This window comes from Serratia sp. BNK-12 (assembly GCF_047456085.1).
Taxonomy (GTDB): domain Bacteria; phylum Pseudomonadota; class Gammaproteobacteria; order Enterobacterales; family Enterobacteriaceae; genus Serratia; species Serratia liquefaciens.
In genome coordinates this window covers 1251210-1270882 of sequence record NZ_CP179896.1, presented here as the reverse complement: position 1 = coordinate 1270882, position 19673 = coordinate 1251210, and the positions used below count along the sequence as shown (strand labels likewise).

The window sequence follows — 19673 nt, the reverse complement described above, 5'->3', positions numbered from 1 at the left end:
TATTTCCTGGCGGCCAGAAGGGTTATTTCCGCGTTTTCTGATCCACCGCCAAAATAAAGCTGTATTCCAAGGCGCTATTTTCCAGCCGCGTCAGTCGGCCCGATTTGCCGCCGTGCCCGGCCGTCATATCGGTGGCCAGCAGCAGCAGCGAATCGCCCTGTTTAAAGCGACGCAGTTTGGCCACCCATTTTGCCGGTTCCCAATATTGCACCTGCGAATCATACAGGCCGCTGGTCACCAATAGGTTCGGGTACGTCTGCTTGCGTACGTTGTCGTAGGGGCTATAAGACTTCATCAGCGCATAGGCTTCTGGTTGATTTGGGTTGCCCCACTCTTCATATTCGCCGACGGTCAGTGGAATGCTGTCGTCGAGCATGCTGGTCAAAACATCCACGAAAGGCACCTGCGCCACCACCGCGTTATACAGCTGCGGCGCCTGATTGATCACCGCGCCCATCAGCAAGCCGCCGGCGCTGCCCCCCATGGCATAGATACGCCCCGGCTGGCCGTAACCCTGTTTGATTAACGCCTGGGTTGCATCGATAAAGTCGCTGAAGGTGTTGGGTTTATGGCTCAGTTTGCCCTGCTGATACCAGTTCTGCCCCAATTCTCCGCCGCCACGCACGTGGATCAGCGCATAAACAAAACCGCGATCCAGTAAACTGATGCGGTTGGCGCTGAAGGCCGGATCCATACTCATGCCATAGGCGCCATAGCCGTACACCAGCAGCGGGCTGTGCCCCGGTTTGAACATCGCACGGTTGTAGACCAGCGAGACGGGTACCTTCACACCGTCACGCGCGCTGATCCACACCCGTTCGCTGTGGTACTGGCTGGGATCAACCCCTTTCACTTCCTGCTGTTTCAACAGGGTACGAGTGCCTTTATCAAGATCCCATTCGTAGGTGCTGGTCGGCGTGGTCATCGCCGAATAGCCGTAGCGCAGGTGCTGATTGTCCGGATCGGGGTTATAGCCCAGCCAGGCCATGTAGCTGGCATCATCGAACGGAATGCTGCGCTGGGTTTTGCCGTCCCAACTGATTTGCCGTAGCTGTACCAGGCCATCGCCACGCTCTTTCACCACCAGCCAGTCGCGGAATAAGGTGAAACCTTCGACCTCGCGCTTTTCCTGCGGTGCAATCAGCGTCTGCCACGGTTTATCGAGCGCCGCGGTATGATAGAGACCAAAATGCGGGCTTTGGTGATTGGAGCGTAAATAGAACTCGCCGCGATAATGGTCGAGGTAATATTCATGGCCGTTCCGACGGGCGGCAAACAGCACCGGCGCTTTCAGCGGTTGGTTGGCATCGATCAGCCGCGCCTCAGAGGTAGTGTTGCCGCTGATGGTAATAATGAGGTAGTCGCGGGAGGAGGAATGGGCCAGGCTCAGATAAAACGCCGCGTCATCTTCCTGATACACCAGTTTATCGTCCGCGACCGGCGTACCGAACTGATGGCGATAAACCTGGTACGGCAACAGCGTTTGCGGATGGTTGCGAATATAAAACAGCGTCTTGCCATCGTTGGCCCACACCATGTCGCCAGAGGTGTTTTCAATCACTTCCGCGGCCCATTTCTCGCTGTCGACATTACGCAACGAAATACGGTACTGCCTGCGCCCCTGATAATCTTCGGCGATCGCCATCCGCTGATTGTCCTGGCTGATCTCCAGACCGCCAACACGGTAATAAGCCTGCCCTGTCGCGCGCTGGTTGGCATCCAGCAACGTTTGCCATGGCGCATCGGCGGTAAGGGCCTGACGCTGGTACAGGGCAAAATCCTTGCCCGCCGCATAGCTTTCCTGATAGCGGTAGCCGTTCAGTTGATAAGGTACCGAGCGATCTTCCGGGCTCATGCGGCCGAGCATTTCCTGGTACAGCGTATCGCGCAGTTTTTTGTACGGCTGCATCATCTGTTCGGTATAACGGTTTTCCGCCGTCAAATAATCCAGCATCTTTTTATTCTGGCGGCTGTCGTCGCGCAACCAATAGTAATCATCTACCCGGGTTTCACCCTGGGCGGTCAACTTTTTCGGGATGATTTCCGCGCTGGGAGCCTGCGGTGCCGCCTGAACGGCCTGGCCCATTAAGCTTAATGAGATCACGACAGAGGTTGCCGCACGCCAACAACGGCCCGGCAAAAGTGGATATTTCATAGTCCCTCACGATGGTTTGACATCGGCAACGCCTGCTTTTGTTTCAGCAAACAAAAGGCCGCTGCCGTCGGCATAAACTATTGGACGGCGTGCAACGCCGCCAGATTAAAATCGATGGGCATCGTCACCCGAACCTTGTCCTGCTGAAGCATCTCCACCGGCGGCTGCGGCAAAGGCTGCGCCCGAGTCACCACCGCCAGTGCCTCCCGATCCAGCGAGGCGGTACCTGACGACGCCTGCAATCTCAAATCAGACACCCGGCCCTGCGCATCCACCGTAAAGACCACCTGCGGCATGCCTGTACGGCGGCGGCGCTGTGCATCCGACGGATAGCGTTTGATGCGGTTCAGCAGCCCCTTAACCTGGCTTTCCCACGACAGCTTGGCCTGCAGTTGACTGGCGGAATCACTGTTCAGCGGTGCCGCCGCCTGCCGGGCTACATTCAACGCTTTCGGTGCCGCGGCGCTGGAGGCCGCAGCGTGTTTGGTCTCTTTTGCCTGCTCCTCGGGCTTCGGCTGAGTTTTCTGCGGCGGCCGCTGTTCAGTTCGCTTCTTTTCGGCCACGGCAATCTTGGTTTTTTCAGCCCTTGCCAGCTTTGGTAAGTCGGGTTGTTCTTGCTGTTCAGCCGGTTGTGCAGCAGACGACTGCGCCTGCTGTACGCCTAGCGGTAAGGGTTTGGGACTTTCCGGCGCTTCAATCTGCGCGGCCCAGCTCATCATTACCGCCGGAGGCGGCAATTGCATCGGCGGCAGCGAGCGTGGCGGCCAGTAAAACAACAGTACCAGCGCCACATGTGCCGCGATAGCGCACACAAAACCGCGCGACCAGCGCGGTTGCGGCATCGCAGGGGCCGAAAAAGAGAAAGACTGACTTAGCATAGGGACATTAGATTACTTAATTGCGAATGATTGCAGATCACATTTGCTAATGATAATCATTTGTAATTATTATTAACAGTCCTTTTCACTGCCTTAACAGATTCATTTTACGGCCGGGGTGATCCACAGGTAATCGGCCACCTGTTTGTCGACCTGTACCCCGGGTTCCGCCAGCATCAGTACCGTTGGCAACGCAGCCGGTTGCAAATCCTGCACGTGCAGTGGCACTCCTACGGATTTGGCGGCATGGTAGCCACCGGCAATCAACAGCGCGGGAGTGGGCGCGGCCAGCAGGCGTTCGGCCATGCGGCGGTCACGCTGCTGTTGGATCGCCAGCATCGCATGCAATTGTTGAGGTTCAATCTTGCCGCCGTGCGAAGTGCGGATAGTTTCCTCCAGCGCTTTCTGCACCACCGGACGCACCGACAGTTGGCCCTGCGGGAAACTTGGCTGCTGATAAAAAGCCATGATTTCATCGCGATCCAGATTAGCCGACCACAGCGGATAGGGTGCACGCATCGCCGCCATTACCACATCGCCGTACAGCGACCATTTCCACCCCAACTGCCAGCCGATCAACTCCGCTACGCGTCCGTCGCGAACGCTGGGGTCCCCCTGCAGCCACTGTTTCACCTGGTTAACCTTGTCTTGCTGATTCGGGTTAATCATTTCCATCAGCACGCTACCCTGGGGACGCTGCTGCGGCAGGTTTTGCACCAGCCACAGCTCAATCTGATGGTGATAGGGGTTATCGTGTTTTTCGCCGACAATGACCCGCGGTTGACCGGCCAAACGGGCCAGAAGCTGGTCAGGTGACAGGCTTTCTCCACTGCGCAAATCCGTAATTTTGCCCAAACTATCAAGGGTATTTTTTGGCGAGGAAACCGGGGTTTGGCTACAGGCGGCGAGCGCCAGCGCGGCCAATAAAATCAAAAGTCTCATGATGCTGCCCTGTCATAAAAAGTGGCGACATTATAGATAATAATTATCATTTGCATATAGACAACCCCCTTTCCTGCGACATCGATAACTATTTTTTTACTTTAGGATCTCTGACCACGCATTGATTTCATGAAGTATTGCAGGTATAACCAATAGCCATTTAGCAGCTTAGACGTCTATACGGGTAAAACACCATGCACTCACCTGTCCCCGCCGAAGGGCAATTCAAACGCACCATGAAGGCCCGGCACCTGGTGATGCTGTCGCTGGGTGGCGTGATCGGTACCGGGCTGTTTTTCAACACCGGCTATATCATTTCCACCACCGGCGCCCTGGGTACCCTGCTGGCCTATCTGATTGGCGCACTGGTGGTCTATCTGGTCATGCTGTGCCTGGGCGAGCTTTCGGTGGCGATGCCGGAAACCGGCGCCTTCCATGTTTATGCCTCCCGCTATCTTGGTCCGGCGACCGGTTATACCGTGGCCTGGCTCTATTGGCTCACCTGGACCGTCGCACTCGGTTCCAGCCTGACCGCCGCCGGTTTCTGCATGCAGTATTGGTTCCCACAGTCGCCGGTTTGGCTGTGGTGTTTGATTTTCTGCGCGGCCATTTTCCTGCTCAACGTAGTCACCACTCGCTTCTTCGCGGAGAGCGAATTCTGGTTCTCGTTGATCAAGGTGATCACTATTTTGGCGTTTATCATCCTCGGCGGAGCAGCCATGTTTGGCCTGCTGCCGATGAAAGACGGCACCCCGGCTCCCTTTCTGCATAACCTGACCGCCTCCGGCTGGCTGCCCAACGGCACCCTGCCGATCCTGATGACGATGGTGGCGGTCAACTTCGCTTTCTCCGGCACGGAGCTTATCGGCATTGCCGCAGGCGAAACCGAAAATCCGGAAAAGGTGGTGCCCTGGGCGATACGCACCACGGTGATCCGCCTGATGCTGTTCTTTGTCGGCACGGTGTTTATTCTGGCTGCGCTGATCCCGATGGATCAGGCCGGGATTGTCAAAAGCCCGTTTGTGTTGGTGTTTGAACGCATCGGCGTGCCCTATGCCGCCGATATCTTTAATTTCGTCATCCTGACCGCCATCCTGTCGGCCGCCAACTCAGGCCTGTACGCTTCGGGCCGCATGCTGTGGTCGCTGGCCAACCAGCGCACCCTGCCGGCCTATTTTTCTCGCGTCAATAAACGCGGCATTCCGATCAATGCGCTGACCTTCAGCATGCTTGGCGGCGTACTGGCGCTGTTAACCAGCGTGATTGCGCCGGACACGGTGTTTGTTGCCCTGTCGGCCATTTCCGGCTTTGCCGTGGTGGCAGTTTGGTTGAGCATCTGCGCCTCCCACTACGCTTTCCGCCGCCACTATCTGCGCAGCGGCCAGCCGATCGCCGGCCTGAAATACCGCGCGCCGGGCTATCCGTTAACGCCGATCGTCGGTTTTTCCCTGTGCCTGCTGGCCTGTATCGGACTGGCGTTCGATCCGGAGCAGCGCATCGCGCTTTACTGCGGGCTGCCGTTCGTCGCACTGTGCTACGCCGCCTATTATCTGACCCGCCGCAGCGGGCAAAAAACATCTTTGGGAGAAAATCATGTTGGTTAACAACCCCGTCGCCACGCTGTTGGCCACCCACAACACGCTGATTCTTGACGGCGCACTGGCGACCGAACTGGAGGCTCGCGGCTGTGACCTCAGTGATTCCCTGTGGTCGGCCAAGGTGCTGATCGAAAACCCCGAGCTGATTTATCAGGTTCATCTCGACTATTTCAACGCAGGGGCGCAGTGCGCCATCACCGCCAGCTATCAGGCCACGCCACAGGGCTTTTTGCGCCGGGGGCTGGATCACGAGCAGTCACTGGCGCTGATCGCCAAAAGCGTGCACCTGGCGCAACAGGCGCGCAGCGACTTTCTGGCTCAGCACCCGCAGGCAACCCCCTTGCCGATCGCCGGCTCGGTCGGCCCCTATGGCGCTTATCTGGCCGACGGCTCTGAATATCGCGGCGATTACGCATTACCGCAGGAAGAAATGATCGCCTTCCACCGCCCACGCATCCGTGCGTTGGCCGAAGCCGGCGTAGATCTGTTGGCCTGTGAAACCCTGCCCTCGTTCACCGAGCTGCAGGCGTTGCTCACGCTGTTGCAAGAATTCCCGACGCTCGGCGCCTGGTTTGCCTTCACCCTGCGCGACAGCCAACACCTCAGCGACGGCACGCCGCTGACGCAGGTGCTGGCAGCGCTGCACGGTAATCCGCAGGCGTTGGCGATTGGCATCAACTGCATTGCGCTGGAAAATGTGGCCCCGGCGCTGCGCCAATTTGCCGTGCTGACCGATAAACCGCTGTTGGTCTATCCTAACTCCGGCGAACATTACGACGCGGTGAGCAAAACCTGGCACGCCTGCGGCGGCGAGCACGGCAGCCTGATTGATCAGGTAGGAGAATGGCAACGCATCGGCGCACGGCTGATCGGCGGCTGCTGCCGGACTACGCCAAAGGATATTCGCCAGATCGCGGCACTCTGCAAGGCATAAAAAAGCCCCCTGCGCCAAGGCGTCAGGGGGCGGTTTAATGCCGAAGGCTTATAACGGTTCGGTCTGCGCTTCCACAACCGCCAGCGCCACCATGTTGACGATGCGGCGCACCGAGGCGATTGGCGTCAGGATGTGTACCGGTTTCGCTACTCCCATCAGCACCGGCCCCACGGTAACCCCTTCCGAAGACGACACACGCAGCAGGTTGTAGCTGATACGCGCCGCTTCCATGTTCGGCATAATCAGCACGTTGGCCGAGCCTTTCAGCGGGCTGTCCGGCATCAGATCATTACGAATGCTCTCAACCAACGCGGCATCGCCGTGCATCTCGCCGTCGATTTCCAGCTCCGGCGCCATCTGATTCACCAACTCGAGCGTTTTACGCATCTTGCAGGCTGCCGGGTTATCGGAAGAACCAAAGCTGGAATGGGACAGCAACGCGACCTTCGGCTCAATGCCGAAACGACGCACGGTTTCCGCCGCCATCAGGGTGATTTCCGCCAGTTGCTCCGGCGTCGGATCGTCATTGACATAGGTATCGGCGATAAAGGTGTTGCCGCTTGGCAGCAGCAGCGCATTCATCGCCCCGGCGACATGGGCGCCCTCACGGAAGCCAAATACTTTTTCAACCACGTCGTAATGCTCGTGATAGCTGCCGATGGTGCCGCAGATCATCGCATCCGCCTCGCCACGATGCAGCATGATGGCGGCAATCAGCGTCGGGTTGCCGATCACCGCACGGCGCGCCTGCTCCTGCGAAACGCCGCGGCGTTTCATGATCTGGTAGTACTCGCCCCAGTATTCATTGAAACGCGGATCGGACTCGTTGTTCACCACTTCAAAGTCTTTACCCGGCGTCAGCTGCAGGCCGAGTTTTTTCAGCCGCATTTCGATCACGCTCGGGCGCCCTACCAAAATCGGATAGGCCAAGCCTTGCGACACCAATTCCTGAGTGGCGTGCAGTACCCTTTCTTCTTCGCCTTCCGCCATCACCACCCGCTTCATTTCCTTCTTCGCCTGGGCAAAGATCGGTTTCATGAACAGGTTGGTTTTGTAAACGAATTCAGACAGCTTTTCGACATAGGCATCAAAGTCTTCGATCGGCCGCGTCGCCACGCCAGACTCCATCGCCGCCTTGGCCACTGCCGGAGCGATTTTAACAATCAGGCGCGGATCGAAAGGTTTGGGAATGATGTATTCAGGGCCAAATGACAGATCCTGATCACCATAGGCCGACGCCACCACGTCGCTTTGCTCTGCCAGCGCCAGATCGGCAATCGCATGCACGCAGGCCAGCTTCATCTCTTCGTTAATGGTGGTCGCCCCCACGTCCAGCGCACCGCGGAAGATGAACGGGAAGCACAGCACGTTGTTTACCTGATTCGGGTAGTCGGAGCGGCCGGTACAGATAATGGCGTCCGGGCGCACGGCTTTCGCCAGCGGCGGCAGGATTTCCGGTTCTGGGTTGGCCAGCGCCATGATCAACGGATCCCTGGCCATGGTTTTCACCATATCCTGAGTCAAGACACCCGGGCCGGAACAACCGAGGAAGATGTCGGCGTTAGGGATAGCGTCACCCAGCGTACGCTGGCCGTTATCTTCAATCGCATAAGCCGCCTTGGTCTGCTCCATATTGGCGTCACGGCCTTTGTAGATAACCCCTTTGGAGTCGCAGACGGTAATGTTCTGCTGGCGCAGCCCCAGGGCCACCAGCAGGTTCAGACAGGCGATCGACGCGGCGCCGGCTCCGGAAACCACCAGCCGCACGTCGGAAATATTCTTTTTCACTACCCGCAGGCCGTTCAACACTGCGGCGGTCGTGATGATCGCGGTACCGTGCTGATCGTCGTGGAACACCGGGATCTTCATGCGCTCGCGCAGTTTCTGCTCGATGTAGAAACACTCCGGCGCTTTGATGTCTTCCAGATTAATGCCGCCGAAGGTCGGCTCCAGCGCGGCGATGATGTCGATCAGCTTGTCAGGGTTTAGCTCATCGACTTCGATATCAAACACGTCGATACCGGAAAATTTCTTGAACAGGACGCCCTTCCCTTCCATCACTGGTTTACCGGCCAGCGCACCGATATTGCCCAGGCCCAGCACGGCCGTGCCGTTGGAAATGACCGCCACCAGGTTGCCACGCGCGGTATATTTGTAGGCCGCCAGCGGATCGGCAGCAATTTCCAGACAAGGTGCCGCGACGCCCGGCGAGTAGGCCAGCGCCAGATCGCGTTGCGTTGCCAGCGGCTTGGTGGGGGATACCTGGATCTTCCCTGGGACCGGATATTGGTGGAAATCAAGCGCACTCTGTTTGAGCTGTTCGTCCATTGTAGGTTCCTATGCTTTTTGCTTTTATGTTGAGGTAAGGCTATTAAGCTGTGTCCTGCCATTGTTCGTGCCAGCGTCGCAGACCCAAAAGCCCGTAATCAAGGCGGAGGATGCTGGACATAGCGTGCCTATGTTCAAACCCGACAACGCTAAGTACGGTTTTTTGGGGCGCGGCCCGAAGGGCTGGCGCTCACGTACAATGGCAGGACGCAGCCTTGTAGTATAGTGAGAGAAACGTCACAAACTTTGAAGCGGGCCAAAACCTTGATCGAAATAGTTTTATAAAAGTAAAAAAAGAAGTACCACAGGACGAAGAAGAAAAACACTGCCATCAGTGCGCTGGCAGTTGGGCGCGCCAGGCATTCATCGTGGCCACCCGGCCTGCGCAGATTTGTAACGAGGTTTGTAGCGCCAGGGTATAACTCAGCGCATCGCCCCAGGTATTGCCCAGCAGCTGCGGCTGCTCGCACGGAATAAACACCGTTTCAGGGGGCAACAGTACCACCGGCACTGCCGGCTGCGGCGGTTGGGCGCAGGAGCTCAATAACAGCGCCAGGCATAGGCTGCCCAGCGCAGGCGTCATTTTTAATCGCTTCACGGTATTTCCTCTGATAAACATCGCTTTGCTGCCGCAACTGCTGCTCCTGTTGCTGCTGAGCCGCCATCAGCGCACGATTCTGTGCATCCTGAGTTTGCAGCGTGGCAATCAACCCCGCCTGCTGCGCCAGGGTCTTTTGCTGCTCTAACGCCTGCTGCCGCGCCAGCTCCAGCCGGTGCGACAACAGCGAGCTGTAGCCGCCAAGGCAGATGGCTACCAACAACAACAGCAGCAATCCGCCCTGCGCCAGCCTGCTCAGCCAACCGCTCATGCCGGGTAATCCTTAAAGGAAAGCTGGAAGTGCGGCCCGTCCTTCAGCGTCTTCCATTCCCCGCCCCACTCAACGGCAACCGCACACTCTCGCGCGGCACGACGGACCGCCACCGCGATTTGCGCATAATAGTCCCACTCCCAGGACACCACGCCTGCCGGCATAGCCACCACGTCCACCGCGTGGCCGGTCAAATGGCGGCTTTTCAGCGTCTGGCTTTGCCCACCCCGCACCAGGTCACGCTGACGCGCCATGCTGCGGCGCCCTTCGGTGATGGAAAAAGGCACCAGCGAATAATGCAGCGCCAGCCGCATCACCCGCACCAGATCCGGATGCACGTCCATTAAATTGGTCTCGCTGCGTGCGGTAAAACGAATGTCTTCAATTTCATTTATCATCTTTAAACCCCGTTTTTTTGCCAATAAATCTTTTAATTAATGCGCTGATATAATCAGCCCCAAGAAAACCAATCAGCACGCTGGCAAGGTTCGCCCACTTTAATTCCAGCCCGGTCAGCGCCAAAGCGTCGCGCACCGTCCAGGCCAATAACGCGCACATGCCTGCATTTAATAAACGGCGCCGCATACCGACATTGCGATAAGCCCCGTGCAATAGCGCCATGAGCCCTGCCAAAATGGCATTCATCACCGGCTGAAGATATTCACATGCTCGCTGGATAATTAAGCCAACAGCGTCTGGCTCTAAGCTGGACATAGCTACACTCCTATTTTATTTTAATTAAACGCCAATCACGGCCGGTGGAATATCGGTACCATCAGAATCTAGTTAAGGATGCTATAACAAAGCAAATGAATAAATACAGCCTCTAAAGTCAAATTCATTCATGCTCACCCATGGCACAACACCGCCCTGCCAAATAACTTGGCAAGCCGATAAAAAATTCATCTTTATTGTGATTTATTTCGACTTCTCTTTATCCGATAAATAAACATTAATAGCGGCGGGAGATTCACTCTCAATGACAAAAACCTTAACTCTGGAGAAATACCATGTCAGAACGTAAAGCCGTTATTGGTTATTATTTCATTCCTACTAACCAAATTAATCACTATACCGAGTCCGATACTTCAATCGTACCTTTCCCGGTGTCCAATATTACACCGGCCAAGGCCAGGCAACTGACCCACATTAATTTCTCGTTCCTCGACATTAACAGCAATCTGGAGTGTGCCTGGGATCCGGAAACCAATGACGCCAAGGCGCGTGATGTGGTTAGCCGTTTGACTGCGCTGAAGGCGCATAACCCGAATCTGCGCATCATGTTCTCCATCGGCGGCTGGTATTACTCCAACGATCTGGGGGTGTCCCATGCCAACTATGTCAACGCGGTCAAAACCCCGGCGGCACGCACCAAATTTGCGCAATCCTGCGTCCGCATCATGAAAGACTATGGCTTTGACGGCGTAGACATTGACTGGGAATACCCGCAGAGCAGCGAGGTCGACGGTTTTGTCGCCGCGCTGCAGGAAATCCGCACCCTGCTCAATCAGCAAACCCAGGCCGACGGCCGTCAGGCGCTGCCTTACCAACTGACCATCGCCGGTGCAGGTGGCGCGTTCTTCCTGTCGCGCTACTACAGCAAGCTGCCGCAGATCGTCGCCTCACTCGATTACATCAACCTGATGACCTACGATCTGGCCGGTCCATGGGAAAAAATCACCAACCACCAGGCAGGCTTGTTTGGCGACAGCGCCGGGCCAACCTTCTATAACGCGCTGCGTGAAGCCAATCTCGGCTGGAGCTGGGAAGAGCTGACTCGCGCCTTCCCCAGCCCGTTCAGCCTGACGGTAGACGCCGCCGTACAGCAACATCTGATGCTGGAAGGCGTGCCGAGCAGCAAAATCGTCATGGGCGTGCCGTTCTACGGCCGGGCGTTCAAAGGCGTCAGCGCCACTAACGGCGGCCAGTACAGCAGCCACAGCACGCCGGGGGAAGATCCCTTCCCTGGCACCGATTACTGGTTGGTCGGCTGTGAAGAGTGCGTCCGCGACAAGGATCCGCGCATCGCCTCTTACCGCCAGCTGGAGCAAATGCTGTTGGGCAACTACGGCTATCAGCGCCTGTGGAACGATAAAACCAAAACGCCGTATCTGTACCACGCGGCCAATGGCCTGTTCGTCACCTATGACGATGCCGAAAGCTTCAAGTACAAGGCGAAGTACATCAAACAGCAGCAACTGGGCGGCGTGATGTTCTGGCACCTGGGCCAGGACAACCGCAATGGCGATCTGTTGGCCTCACTCGACCGTTACTTCAACGCACCGGACTATGACGACAGCCAGTTGGATATGGGCACCGGCTTGCGCTATACCGGCGTTGGCCCAGGTAATCTGCCAATCATGAGCGCCCCGGCCTACGTTGCCGGTACCACCTATAACCAGGGAGCATTGGTGTCGTATCAGGGCTATGTCTGGCAGGCCAAGTGGGGCTATATCACTGCCGTGCCGGGTTCCGATACCGCCTGGCTGAAAGTGGGGCGCGTGGCGTAACGGTCAGCGACGACATAAAAAAACCCCGGGGCTGATGGCGACGGGGTTATAGGCTGCGTCCCACCATTGCACATGACGCCGTCGCAGACCCAAAAGCCCGTAATCAAGGCGGAGGGTGCTGGGCATAGCGGGCCTACGTTCAAGCCCGACAACGCAGAGTACGGGCTTTTGGGGCGCGACCCGAAGGGCTGGGGCCATTTGAACGCGCACCTGTGTTACGAGCCGCTTATTTGGCCTGCCAAACGTCACGACTCGCGCCTTGCTGCGCGTCCAAATGACCGCCAGCGGCGCTCACGTGCAATGGTGGGACGCAGCCTGCAAATTAAACGTTTAATTTTCGCATCCCTTCGTGGTCACTCCCTCAGTTGTTACACCAAGGATAACCCCCATCACGTATTACTTCCCGCCCCAGCAGACTGAAGACGTCGCTTTTGCGCGTCAGCCGCTCATGCCACCAGCTAAAACCGGCCCCTTTGCTGGCCGGATGCCAGGCCAGCCAAATCATTTCATCGCCTTTTTGCATATCGACCGGTACCGTCACCAACTCGCCGCTGGCCAGCTCTTTTTCTATCAGCGCCGGCGGCAAGAAGCCGTGCCCAATACCCCGCTTCAACAGCGCCAATTTGCTCTCGACGTCGCATACCATCAGTTGGCGCTGCAACGGCATGGCGCCATGGTTACGCTTGGGCAGCTCGTGGCTGCTGTCGGCAATGCCCACCACGATATCGTTCAGCCGCTGGTTTTTATCCACCGGCTTTTTCTGCGCCGCAAAGGGATGAGAAGGAGAAACGCACAGCACAAAATTCAGCTTGCCGAGCATCAGCGTCTTGGCCTGCACGCTGTCCGGGATCTGGCCGATGGCAATAATCAAATCCGCCCGGTTGTTCTTCAACGCATCCCAGGTGCCATTCAACGCTTCACGCTGCACGGATATGTTGGCGTTTGGGCTGTGCTGGATATAGTCGCGGATATCCTGGGTGAGCGTTTCCAGCGGAAAGAAATTATCAACCACGATGCGGATATTATTATCGAACTTTGGGATGTTTCTTACCCTACTTTCCAGATCCTGTACCGCATTTAAAATCCAGCCACCTTCCTGCAGCAGGAATTCCCCTTCATCCGTCAGGGTAATCATCGGGCCATTACGATGAAAAAGTTTCACGCAGAGTTTACTTTCTATATTGGAAACCCGGTAAGATATTGCCGAAGGGGTTTTATGCAACGCCTCCGCCGCCATTGAGAAAGAGCCGGTACTTTTGATGGTGCTGATTATTTTAATCGCATCCAGGGATAATCTAGTCATACAAATTCCTCTTTGACATAAAATAAGAAAAAAATGACACTAAATTCCCAAGTGGTTGGCGCGTAAAAGTCGTTCAAGTCACACAAGAGTAAGCAAAACCACAAGCAATATACTCTATATTGCAGCACGTCATCTGAAAGACTATTCATCAACACTTTAAATAAAATTCATCATGACGCCGTTTTTTTAGACAGCAGCGTTTAAATAAATTCAATCAAGAAATAAAAGACAATCATCATAATAATTTTAGTTAATAGCCTATAAAACATTCCACCTTGACAGCTGAGTCTAAGGGTAAAAATAAAACAAGCCGCCAAGAATGATGTTTTTAATTTTTTAATAACCTCTCTTTTTGTCGGTGAAAATAAACCCAACTTACAATACAACTTCAGTCAGGAGTGACTTATGAACAATACTTCCCGTACCCTTATGTCCCTTGGCCTGCTGAGCGCCGCGTTGTTCGGCGTATCACAACAGGCCGCCGCCCACGGTTACGTCGAAACGCCGGCCAGCCGCTCCTATCAGTGCAAACTGCAGCTCAATACCCAATGCGGCAGTGTGCAATATGAACCACAGAGCGTTGAAGGCTTGAAAGGCTTCCCACAGGCGGGTCCGGTTGACGGGCATATCGCCAGCGCCGACAAATCCACCTTCTTCGAACTGGATCAGCAAACGCCAACCCGCTGGAACAAGATCAATCTGCACACCGGCGCCAACTCCTTCACCTGGAGACTGACCGCTCGCCACAGCACCACCAGCTGGCGTTATTTCATTACCAAGCCGAACTGGGACGCGTCACAGCCACTGACCCGTGCGTCCTTTGACCTGACGCCGTTCTGTCAACAGAACGACGGCGGTGCGATTCCAGCCGCGCAGGTCACCCACCAGTGCAACATACCTGCAGACCGTAGCGGTTCGCACGTCATCCTCGCCGTGTGGGATGTAGCAGATACGACCAATGCCTTCTATCAGGCGATTGACGTTAACTTGACCAAATAATAAGGAAGGGAAATACCACAGGGTTCAGCCAGGTGCTGAACCCTTTTTTATTGCGAGTGCGCTATGCCACATCTTTTTCCCCTCGGTCAGCCCATACTGACACCGCCTTCGCAGGTGAGGTAAGCGGCTGCAAAACCGCGCCCTACCTGGCTCGTTTCGGGATCCATTGTTCTTATCCATCGCAACAATCAGAAAAAGCGCATTTTAATCATCGGGCTTCTGATGCAGTGTGTTCAGCCTACGATGAAAAACGTTCTCATTTCCCTACATTGACGTTTGGTCAAGGAGCTTATTAATGAACCAATTAGACGCACTCAAGCAGCTCACCACGGTGGTAGCCGACAGCGGCGATATCGAATCCATCCGCCAGTTCGAACCGCAGGATGCCACCACTAACCCTTCATTGATCCTGAAAGCCGCTGCGCTGCCTCAATATAAGCCACTGATCATCGAAGCTCTGAACTATGCCCGCCAGCAAGGTGGCAATAAAGAAACCCAACTGATCAACGCCAGCGACAAACTGGCGGTGAACATCGGCGTCGAAATTCTCAAAAGCGTGCCGGGCCGCATTTCCACCGAAGTGGACGCACGCCTGTCCTTCGATCGCGGCATGTGCGTGGCCAAGGCGCGTAAGCTGATCGGCATGTATCAGGAACAGGGTATTGATAAGTCGCGTATTCTGATCAAGCTGGCCTCCACCTGGGAAGGCATCAAAGCCGCCGAAGAACTGGAAAAAGAAGGCATCAACACCAACCTGACGCTGCTGTTCTCTTTTGCCCAGGCCCGCGCCTGTGCCGAAGCCGGCGTGTTCCTGATTTCCCCGTTCGTGGGGCGTATTTATGACTGGTATCAGGCCAAACAGCCTGCTGCAGACTATGACGCCGAGCAGGATCCGGGCGTCAAATCGGTGCGCAACATTTATGAATACTACAAACAGCACCGCTATCAGACCGTGATTATGGGTGCCAGCTTCCGTAAGGTAGAGCAGATCCTGGCTTTGGCCGGTTGCGATCGTCTGACTATTGCGCCGAACCTGCTGGAGCAGCTCAAACAAAGCGAGCAACCGGTAGAACGCAAACTGACGCCATCCACCGAGGCCTTCCACCAACCTGCCCCGCTGGCCGAAGCCGAATTCCGCTGGCTGCATAATCAGGACGCCATGGCCGTTGAAAAACTGGCCGAAGGCATTCGTCTGTTCGCCGTTGACCAGCAAAAGCTGGAAGACATGCTGTCCGCTGAACTGTAATTACTCTGGAGTAAAACATGTCCTCTCGTAAAGAGCTTGCCAACGCCATCCGCGCACTCAGCATGGACGCCGTACAAAAAGCAAATTCCGGCCACCCGGGTGCACCTATGGGCATGGCGGACATCGCCGAAGTCCTGTGGCGTGACTACCTGAACCACAACCCGACCAACCCGCACTGGGCTGACCGTGACCGCTTCGTCCTCTCCAACGGCCATGGCTCCATGCTGATTTACAGCCTGTTGCACCTCACCGGCTACGACCTGCCGATGAGCGAGCTGGAAAACTTCCGCCAGCTGCACTCCAAAACCCCGGGCCACCCGGAATACGGCTACACCCCAGGCGTGGAAACCACCACCGGCCCACTGGGACAGGGCATCGCCAACGCCGTCGGCTTCGCCATTGCCGAACGCACCCTGGCCGCGCAGTTCAACCGCCCGGGCCATGACGTGGTCGACCACCACACCTACGCCTTTATGGGCGACGGCTGCATGATGGAAGGCATCTCTCACGAAGTCTGTTCCCTGGCCGGTACCCTCAAGCTCGGCAAACTGACCGCGTTCTACGATGACAACGGCATCTCCATCGACGGTCACGTGGAAGGCTGGTTCACCGACAACACCGCCGAGCGCTTTGAAGCCTACGGCTGGCACGTGGTGCGTCACGTGGACGGCCACAACCCGGATGCCATCAAGGCCGCGATTGAAGAAGCCCGCAAGGTCACCGACAAGCCGTCCCTGCTGATGTGCAAAACCGTGATTGGCTTCGGCTCCCCGAACAAGGCCGGTACCCACGACGTGCACGGTGCTGCGCTGGGCGCCGCCGAAGTGGCCGCCACCCGCGAAGCCCTGGGCTGGAAATACGCCGCCTTCGAAATCCCGCAGGACATCTATGCCCAGTGGGACGCCAAAGAAGCCGGCAAGGCGAAAGAAGCGGCCTGGAACGACAAGTTCGCCGCCTACGCCAAGGCCTTCCCGGAACTGGCGGCCGAGTTCAAACGCCGCATGAACGGTGAACTGCCGGCCAACTGGAAAGCCGACGCCAAAGCCTTCGTCGAGCAGCTGCAGGCCAACCCGGCCAACATCGCCAGCCGCAAGGCCTCGCAGAACGCGCTGGAAGCCTTCGGCAAGGTGCTGCCTGAGTTCCTCGGCGGCTCCGCTGACCTGGCGCCAAGCAACCTGACCATGTGGTCCGGCTCGAAAGCGCTGAACGTTGACCCGGCGGGTAACTACATCCACTACGGCGTGCGCGAGTTCGGCATGACCGCCATCACCAACGGCATCGCGCTGCACGGCGGCTTCCTGCCGTACTCCGCGACCTTCCTGATGTTCGTGGAATACGCCCGTAACGCGGTGCGCATGGCGGCGCTGATGAAAATCCGCAACGTGTTCGTTTATACCCACGACTCCATCGGTCTGGGCGAAGACGGCCCGACGCACCAGCCGGTTGAGCAGATTGCCAGCCTGCGCGTGACCCCGAACATGAGCACCTGGCGTCCGTGTGACCAGGTGGAATCGGCGATTGCCTGGCAGTACGGCATCGAGCGCAATGACGGCCCGACCACGCTGATTTTCTCGCGTCAGAACCTGACCCAGCAGCCGCGTACCGCGGAGCAGCTGGCCAACGTTTACCGCGGCGGCTACGTGCTGAAGGACTGTGCCGGTACGCCGGACGTCATCCTGATTGCCACCGGTTCGGAAGTGGGCATCACCGTGGAAGCGGCAGACAAGCTGAGCGCGGCGGGCACCAAGGTGCGCGTGGTCTCGATGCCGTCTACCGACGCCTTCGACAAGCAGGACGCGGCTTACCGTGAATCCGTGCTGCCGGCGGCGGTCACTGCCCGCGTGGCGGTGGAAGCGGGTATCGCGGACTACTGGTACAAGTACGTGGGCCTGAACGGCGCTATCGTGGGCATGACCACCTTTGGTGAGTCGGCACCGGCAGAGCAGCTGTTCAAAGAGTTCGGCTTCACCGTGGATAACGTGGTGGCCAAGGCGCAGGCACTGCTGAAATAAGGCATCTCGCGTCGCATTACCCCAGGCCCGGCACCTTGCCGGGCTTAGTCTAATGACAAACAGCCGAAAAACGTGGTTTTCGGCTGTTTGGGGTAAATCTGAAGACATAATCCTTTGTTTTTATTCGTCCCCAGATCGGAATTTTTAACTGCAAAGGACTTTGTTATCAATCTGAGCCCGGCATCTTGCCGGGCTTTTTCATTTGGGCAGATACGCGCTTTAAATTCTATATTCCCCACCCTCGATTGAGTTAATCATAATCGGGTAGCTTATACCCTTACTTTATTTTAAACGGCGCCCACCCCATCACAATGGCATAATTAAAACAAAATAACTCCCGCGATAGTTTTATTAAGAAATCAATTTCTGAGATATTTATTGATTTTTAGTGCCATTATTTTTATTGCAAAACGGAATATTGGTAAACATCTCATATAACCAATGAGTCTGTATTCCTTAGGATAATTCGCACACACTCAAGAAATAAAGTTAAAATACAGAAAAAAATCAATAACTTAAAAATAAACACATCATAATTTAATAGATTGTAACTATTGATAGTTATTTTTCGATCGATAGCACCGATAGATTTAACCGATCAAAAAATAAAAATTAATAGATTGAACGATACGATCATAGCGTGTAATTTTCATTCCTATTTTAAAACCACAAAGGAATAAAATAAAAAATCATAAGACAAAAAATGTTTCCTTCCGCATTTAGAATCAGCCAACAAATGAAATAGGGATATTTACATCCAACATGAGGGAGACACCATGATTATTATCAGTGAAACACTTGGAAACATAAATCAGCACAAAGAGTGGCAAGACAAGATCAGCGGAACCTCACCAGACTACCTTATTTTGGACGCTGCGCAGTTGGAAAAGGAATGTCATCAACAATCCACCCATGATGGGCTGAGGCTGGCCGTGTTTATGCCGCCCAACAGCTCACTGGCGGATGGCGACATTTTAATCTGGGATGAAGAGACGAAAAACGCCGTTATCGTGAAGGTTATCTCGCATGACATTATGGTAATTAACCTGCAGCGCCTGCTCTGCGTCAATGCAGACGCCATTATTCACTATACGTTCAAACTGGGTTTGATTTTGGGGCAGCATAAGCTGCACGCCATGATAAAGAACAACCTGGTTTACGTTCCGATCACCATCGCGACCAGCACGTTGGACGCCCTGTTCAAAGAAAACAGTTTCCACTCGCTGTCCTATTGGTATGTCAACGGCGCCGATATTTCATCCTTGTTAACCCCCAATGAAATCGATCTGCTGTTCGACGGTATCTTTCCCTCTAGCCATGCATGACACCAGTAACCTACCCCGCTCGCTGTCAGCATTCTTTTTATAAATCAGAGGCCATTCACCCAAGCAACAGAGTATGAACACCCCAAAAAGCCGATGCGATAAAAGGAGTTTTCCATGGCAATTAATATGCAGATTTTTATTAATGACATGCTTAAATGGATAGAAAGCAATTTGGGCGCAGAGCTGGATATAGAGACCATTGCCAAGAAATCCGGCTACAGCAGATTCCATATTCAGCGGCTTTTCAAATTGCATGCCGGACTGACCATTGCCCAATATATCAGAATGCGACGAGTCACCGAGGCGGCGATCGCCCTGAGGTTCACCGACAGAAAAATCATGGATATCGCACTAGACTATGGCTTTGACTCTCTGCAGGTTTTTACCCGAATATTCAAAAAACAGCTAAAGACCACGCCAGGCGAGCTGAGGAGAAGCAAGCAATTGAACAATAAGCGGCTCTGCCATTCCTTATACATGCCGACGATGCCACAAAAAATACCGACGGGCCCACCTAACGCCCACAAGCATAGTTAGCGAACGTGGGGTCATCTCGCCGTTCACCGGCGAGATG

Annotated in this window: 17 protein-coding genes; 8 read left to right on the top strand and 9 right to left on the bottom strand. The window is 55.4% G+C overall.

Features of this window, described 5'->3' with window-relative positions:
• Nucleotides 1-22: 22 nt before the first annotated feature.
• The 3 genes from ACMGG1_RS05705 to ACMGG1_RS05695 form a co-directional block, all read right to left on the bottom strand.
• Nucleotides 23-2155 carry a S9 family peptidase gene (locus tag ACMGG1_RS05705; protein WP_414161213.1) on the bottom strand — a complete coding sequence of 711 codons (2133 nt, stop codon included), beginning with the start codon at nt 2153-2155 and terminating at the stop codon, nt 23-25.
• A gap of 77 nt (nt 2156-2232) precedes the next feature.
• Nucleotides 2233-3033 (bottom strand): TonB family protein, encoded by an 801-nt coding sequence (locus ACMGG1_RS05700; RefSeq protein WP_414161212.1) that lies wholly within the window; start codon nt 3031-3033, stop codon nt 2233-2235.
• A gap of 102 nt (nt 3034-3135) precedes the next feature.
• Nucleotides 3136-3975 carry a ChaN family lipoprotein gene (locus ACMGG1_RS05695; protein WP_414161211.1) on the bottom strand — a complete coding sequence of 280 codons (840 nt, stop codon included), beginning with the start codon at nt 3973-3975 and terminating at the stop codon, nt 3136-3138.
• A gap of 194 nt (nt 3976-4169) precedes the next feature.
• Here ACMGG1_RS05695 and mmuP point away from each other — a divergent pair, with 194 nt between their 5' ends.
• Together mmuP and mmuM are read left to right on the top strand one after the other, a co-directional pair.
• Entirely contained in the window at nt 4170-5579 is a 1410-nt protein-coding gene (gene mmuP / locus ACMGG1_RS05690; protein ID WP_020828013.1) for an S-methylmethionine permease, read from the top strand.
• The gene (gene mmuM / locus ACMGG1_RS05685; protein ID WP_142814714.1) at nt 5569-6507 is read left to right on the top strand and encodes a homocysteine S-methyltransferase; all 939 of its coding nucleotides are present in this window, start codon (nt 5569-5571) and stop codon (nt 6505-6507) included. The genes mmuP and mmuM overlap by 11 nt, the downstream gene beginning before the upstream one ends.
• A 48-nt stretch (nt 6508-6555) precedes the next feature.
• Here the strand turns inward: mmuM and maeB are convergent, their stop codons facing one another.
• The 5 genes from maeB to ACMGG1_RS05660 all read right to left on the bottom strand — a co-directional run bounded on the left by maeB (nt 6556) and on the right by ACMGG1_RS05660 (nt 10418).
• Nucleotides 6556-8835 (bottom strand): NADP-dependent oxaloacetate-decarboxylating malate dehydrogenase, encoded by a 2280-nt coding sequence (gene maeB, locus ACMGG1_RS05680; protein ID WP_020828015.1) that lies wholly within the window; start codon nt 8833-8835, stop codon nt 6556-6558.
• Nucleotides 8836-9166: 331 nt separating this feature from the next.
• Nucleotides 9167-9331: a hypothetical protein gene (locus ACMGG1_RS05675; RefSeq protein WP_165366427.1), complete on the bottom strand. Its 165-nt coding sequence runs from the start codon at nt 9329-9331 to the stop codon at nt 9167-9169.
• Nucleotides 9321-9704 (bottom strand): DUF2570 family protein, encoded by a 384-nt coding sequence (locus ACMGG1_RS05670; protein WP_046372973.1) that lies wholly within the window; start codon nt 9702-9704, stop codon nt 9321-9323. The genes ACMGG1_RS05675 and ACMGG1_RS05670 overlap by 11 nt, the downstream gene beginning before the upstream one ends.
• Nucleotides 9701-10102 carry a M15 family metallopeptidase gene (locus ACMGG1_RS05665; RefSeq protein WP_122079970.1) on the bottom strand — a complete coding sequence of 134 codons (402 nt, stop codon included), beginning with the start codon at nt 10100-10102 and terminating at the stop codon, nt 9701-9703. Before ACMGG1_RS05665 ends, ACMGG1_RS05670 begins: the two co-directional genes overlap by 4 nt.
• Nucleotides 10092-10418 (bottom strand): phage holin, lambda family, encoded by a 327-nt coding sequence (locus ACMGG1_RS05660; protein ID WP_020828020.1) that lies wholly within the window; start codon nt 10416-10418, stop codon nt 10092-10094. Before ACMGG1_RS05660 ends, ACMGG1_RS05665 begins: the two co-directional genes overlap by 11 nt.
• A gap of 296 nt (nt 10419-10714) precedes the next feature.
• On the opposite strand from ACMGG1_RS05660, the gene ACMGG1_RS05655 reads away from it, so the two are divergent.
• A complete protein-coding gene (locus tag ACMGG1_RS05655) occupies nt 10715-12214 on the top strand; it encodes a glycosyl hydrolase family 18 protein (protein WP_115058347.1) in 1500 nt (499 codons plus the stop codon).
• 361 nt (nt 12215-12575) lie between these two features.
• Here the strand turns inward: ACMGG1_RS05655 and ACMGG1_RS05650 are convergent, their stop codons facing one another.
• Nucleotides 12576-13517, bottom strand: a complete 942-nt coding sequence (locus ACMGG1_RS05650) for a LysR family transcriptional regulator (protein ID WP_020828022.1) — start codon at nt 13515-13517, stop codon at nt 12576-12578.
• Nucleotides 13518-13922: 405 nt separating this feature from the next.
• Here ACMGG1_RS05650 and ACMGG1_RS05645 point away from each other — a divergent pair, with 405 nt between their 5' ends.
• From ACMGG1_RS05645 to ACMGG1_RS05625, 5 genes are all read left to right on the top strand, one after another.
• Nucleotides 13923-14516: a lytic polysaccharide monooxygenase gene (locus ACMGG1_RS05645; RefSeq protein WP_198639914.1), complete on the top strand. Its 594-nt coding sequence runs from the start codon at nt 13923-13925 to the stop codon at nt 14514-14516.
• Between the two features lie 295 nt (nt 14517-14811).
• The gene (gene tal, locus ACMGG1_RS05640; protein ID WP_046372969.1) at nt 14812-15762 is read left to right on the top strand and encodes a transaldolase; all 951 of its coding nucleotides are present in this window, start codon (nt 14812-14814) and stop codon (nt 15760-15762) included.
• A gap of 17 nt (nt 15763-15779) precedes the next feature.
• On the top strand, nt 15780-17774 hold the full coding sequence (gene tkt, locus ACMGG1_RS05635) for a transketolase (protein WP_020828025.1): 1995 nt from the start codon (nt 15780-15782) through the stop codon (nt 17772-17774).
• 776 nt (nt 17775-18550) lie between these two features.
• On the top strand, nt 18551-19099 hold the full coding sequence (ureE, locus tag ACMGG1_RS05630) for an urease accessory protein UreE (RefSeq protein ID WP_259218132.1): 549 nt from the start codon (nt 18551-18553) through the stop codon (nt 19097-19099).
• Between the two features lie 114 nt (nt 19100-19213).
• Nucleotides 19214-19636 (top strand): helix-turn-helix domain-containing protein, encoded by a 423-nt coding sequence (locus ACMGG1_RS05625; protein WP_414161210.1) that lies wholly within the window; start codon nt 19214-19216, stop codon nt 19634-19636.
• Nucleotides 19637-19673 lie beyond the last annotated feature (37 nt).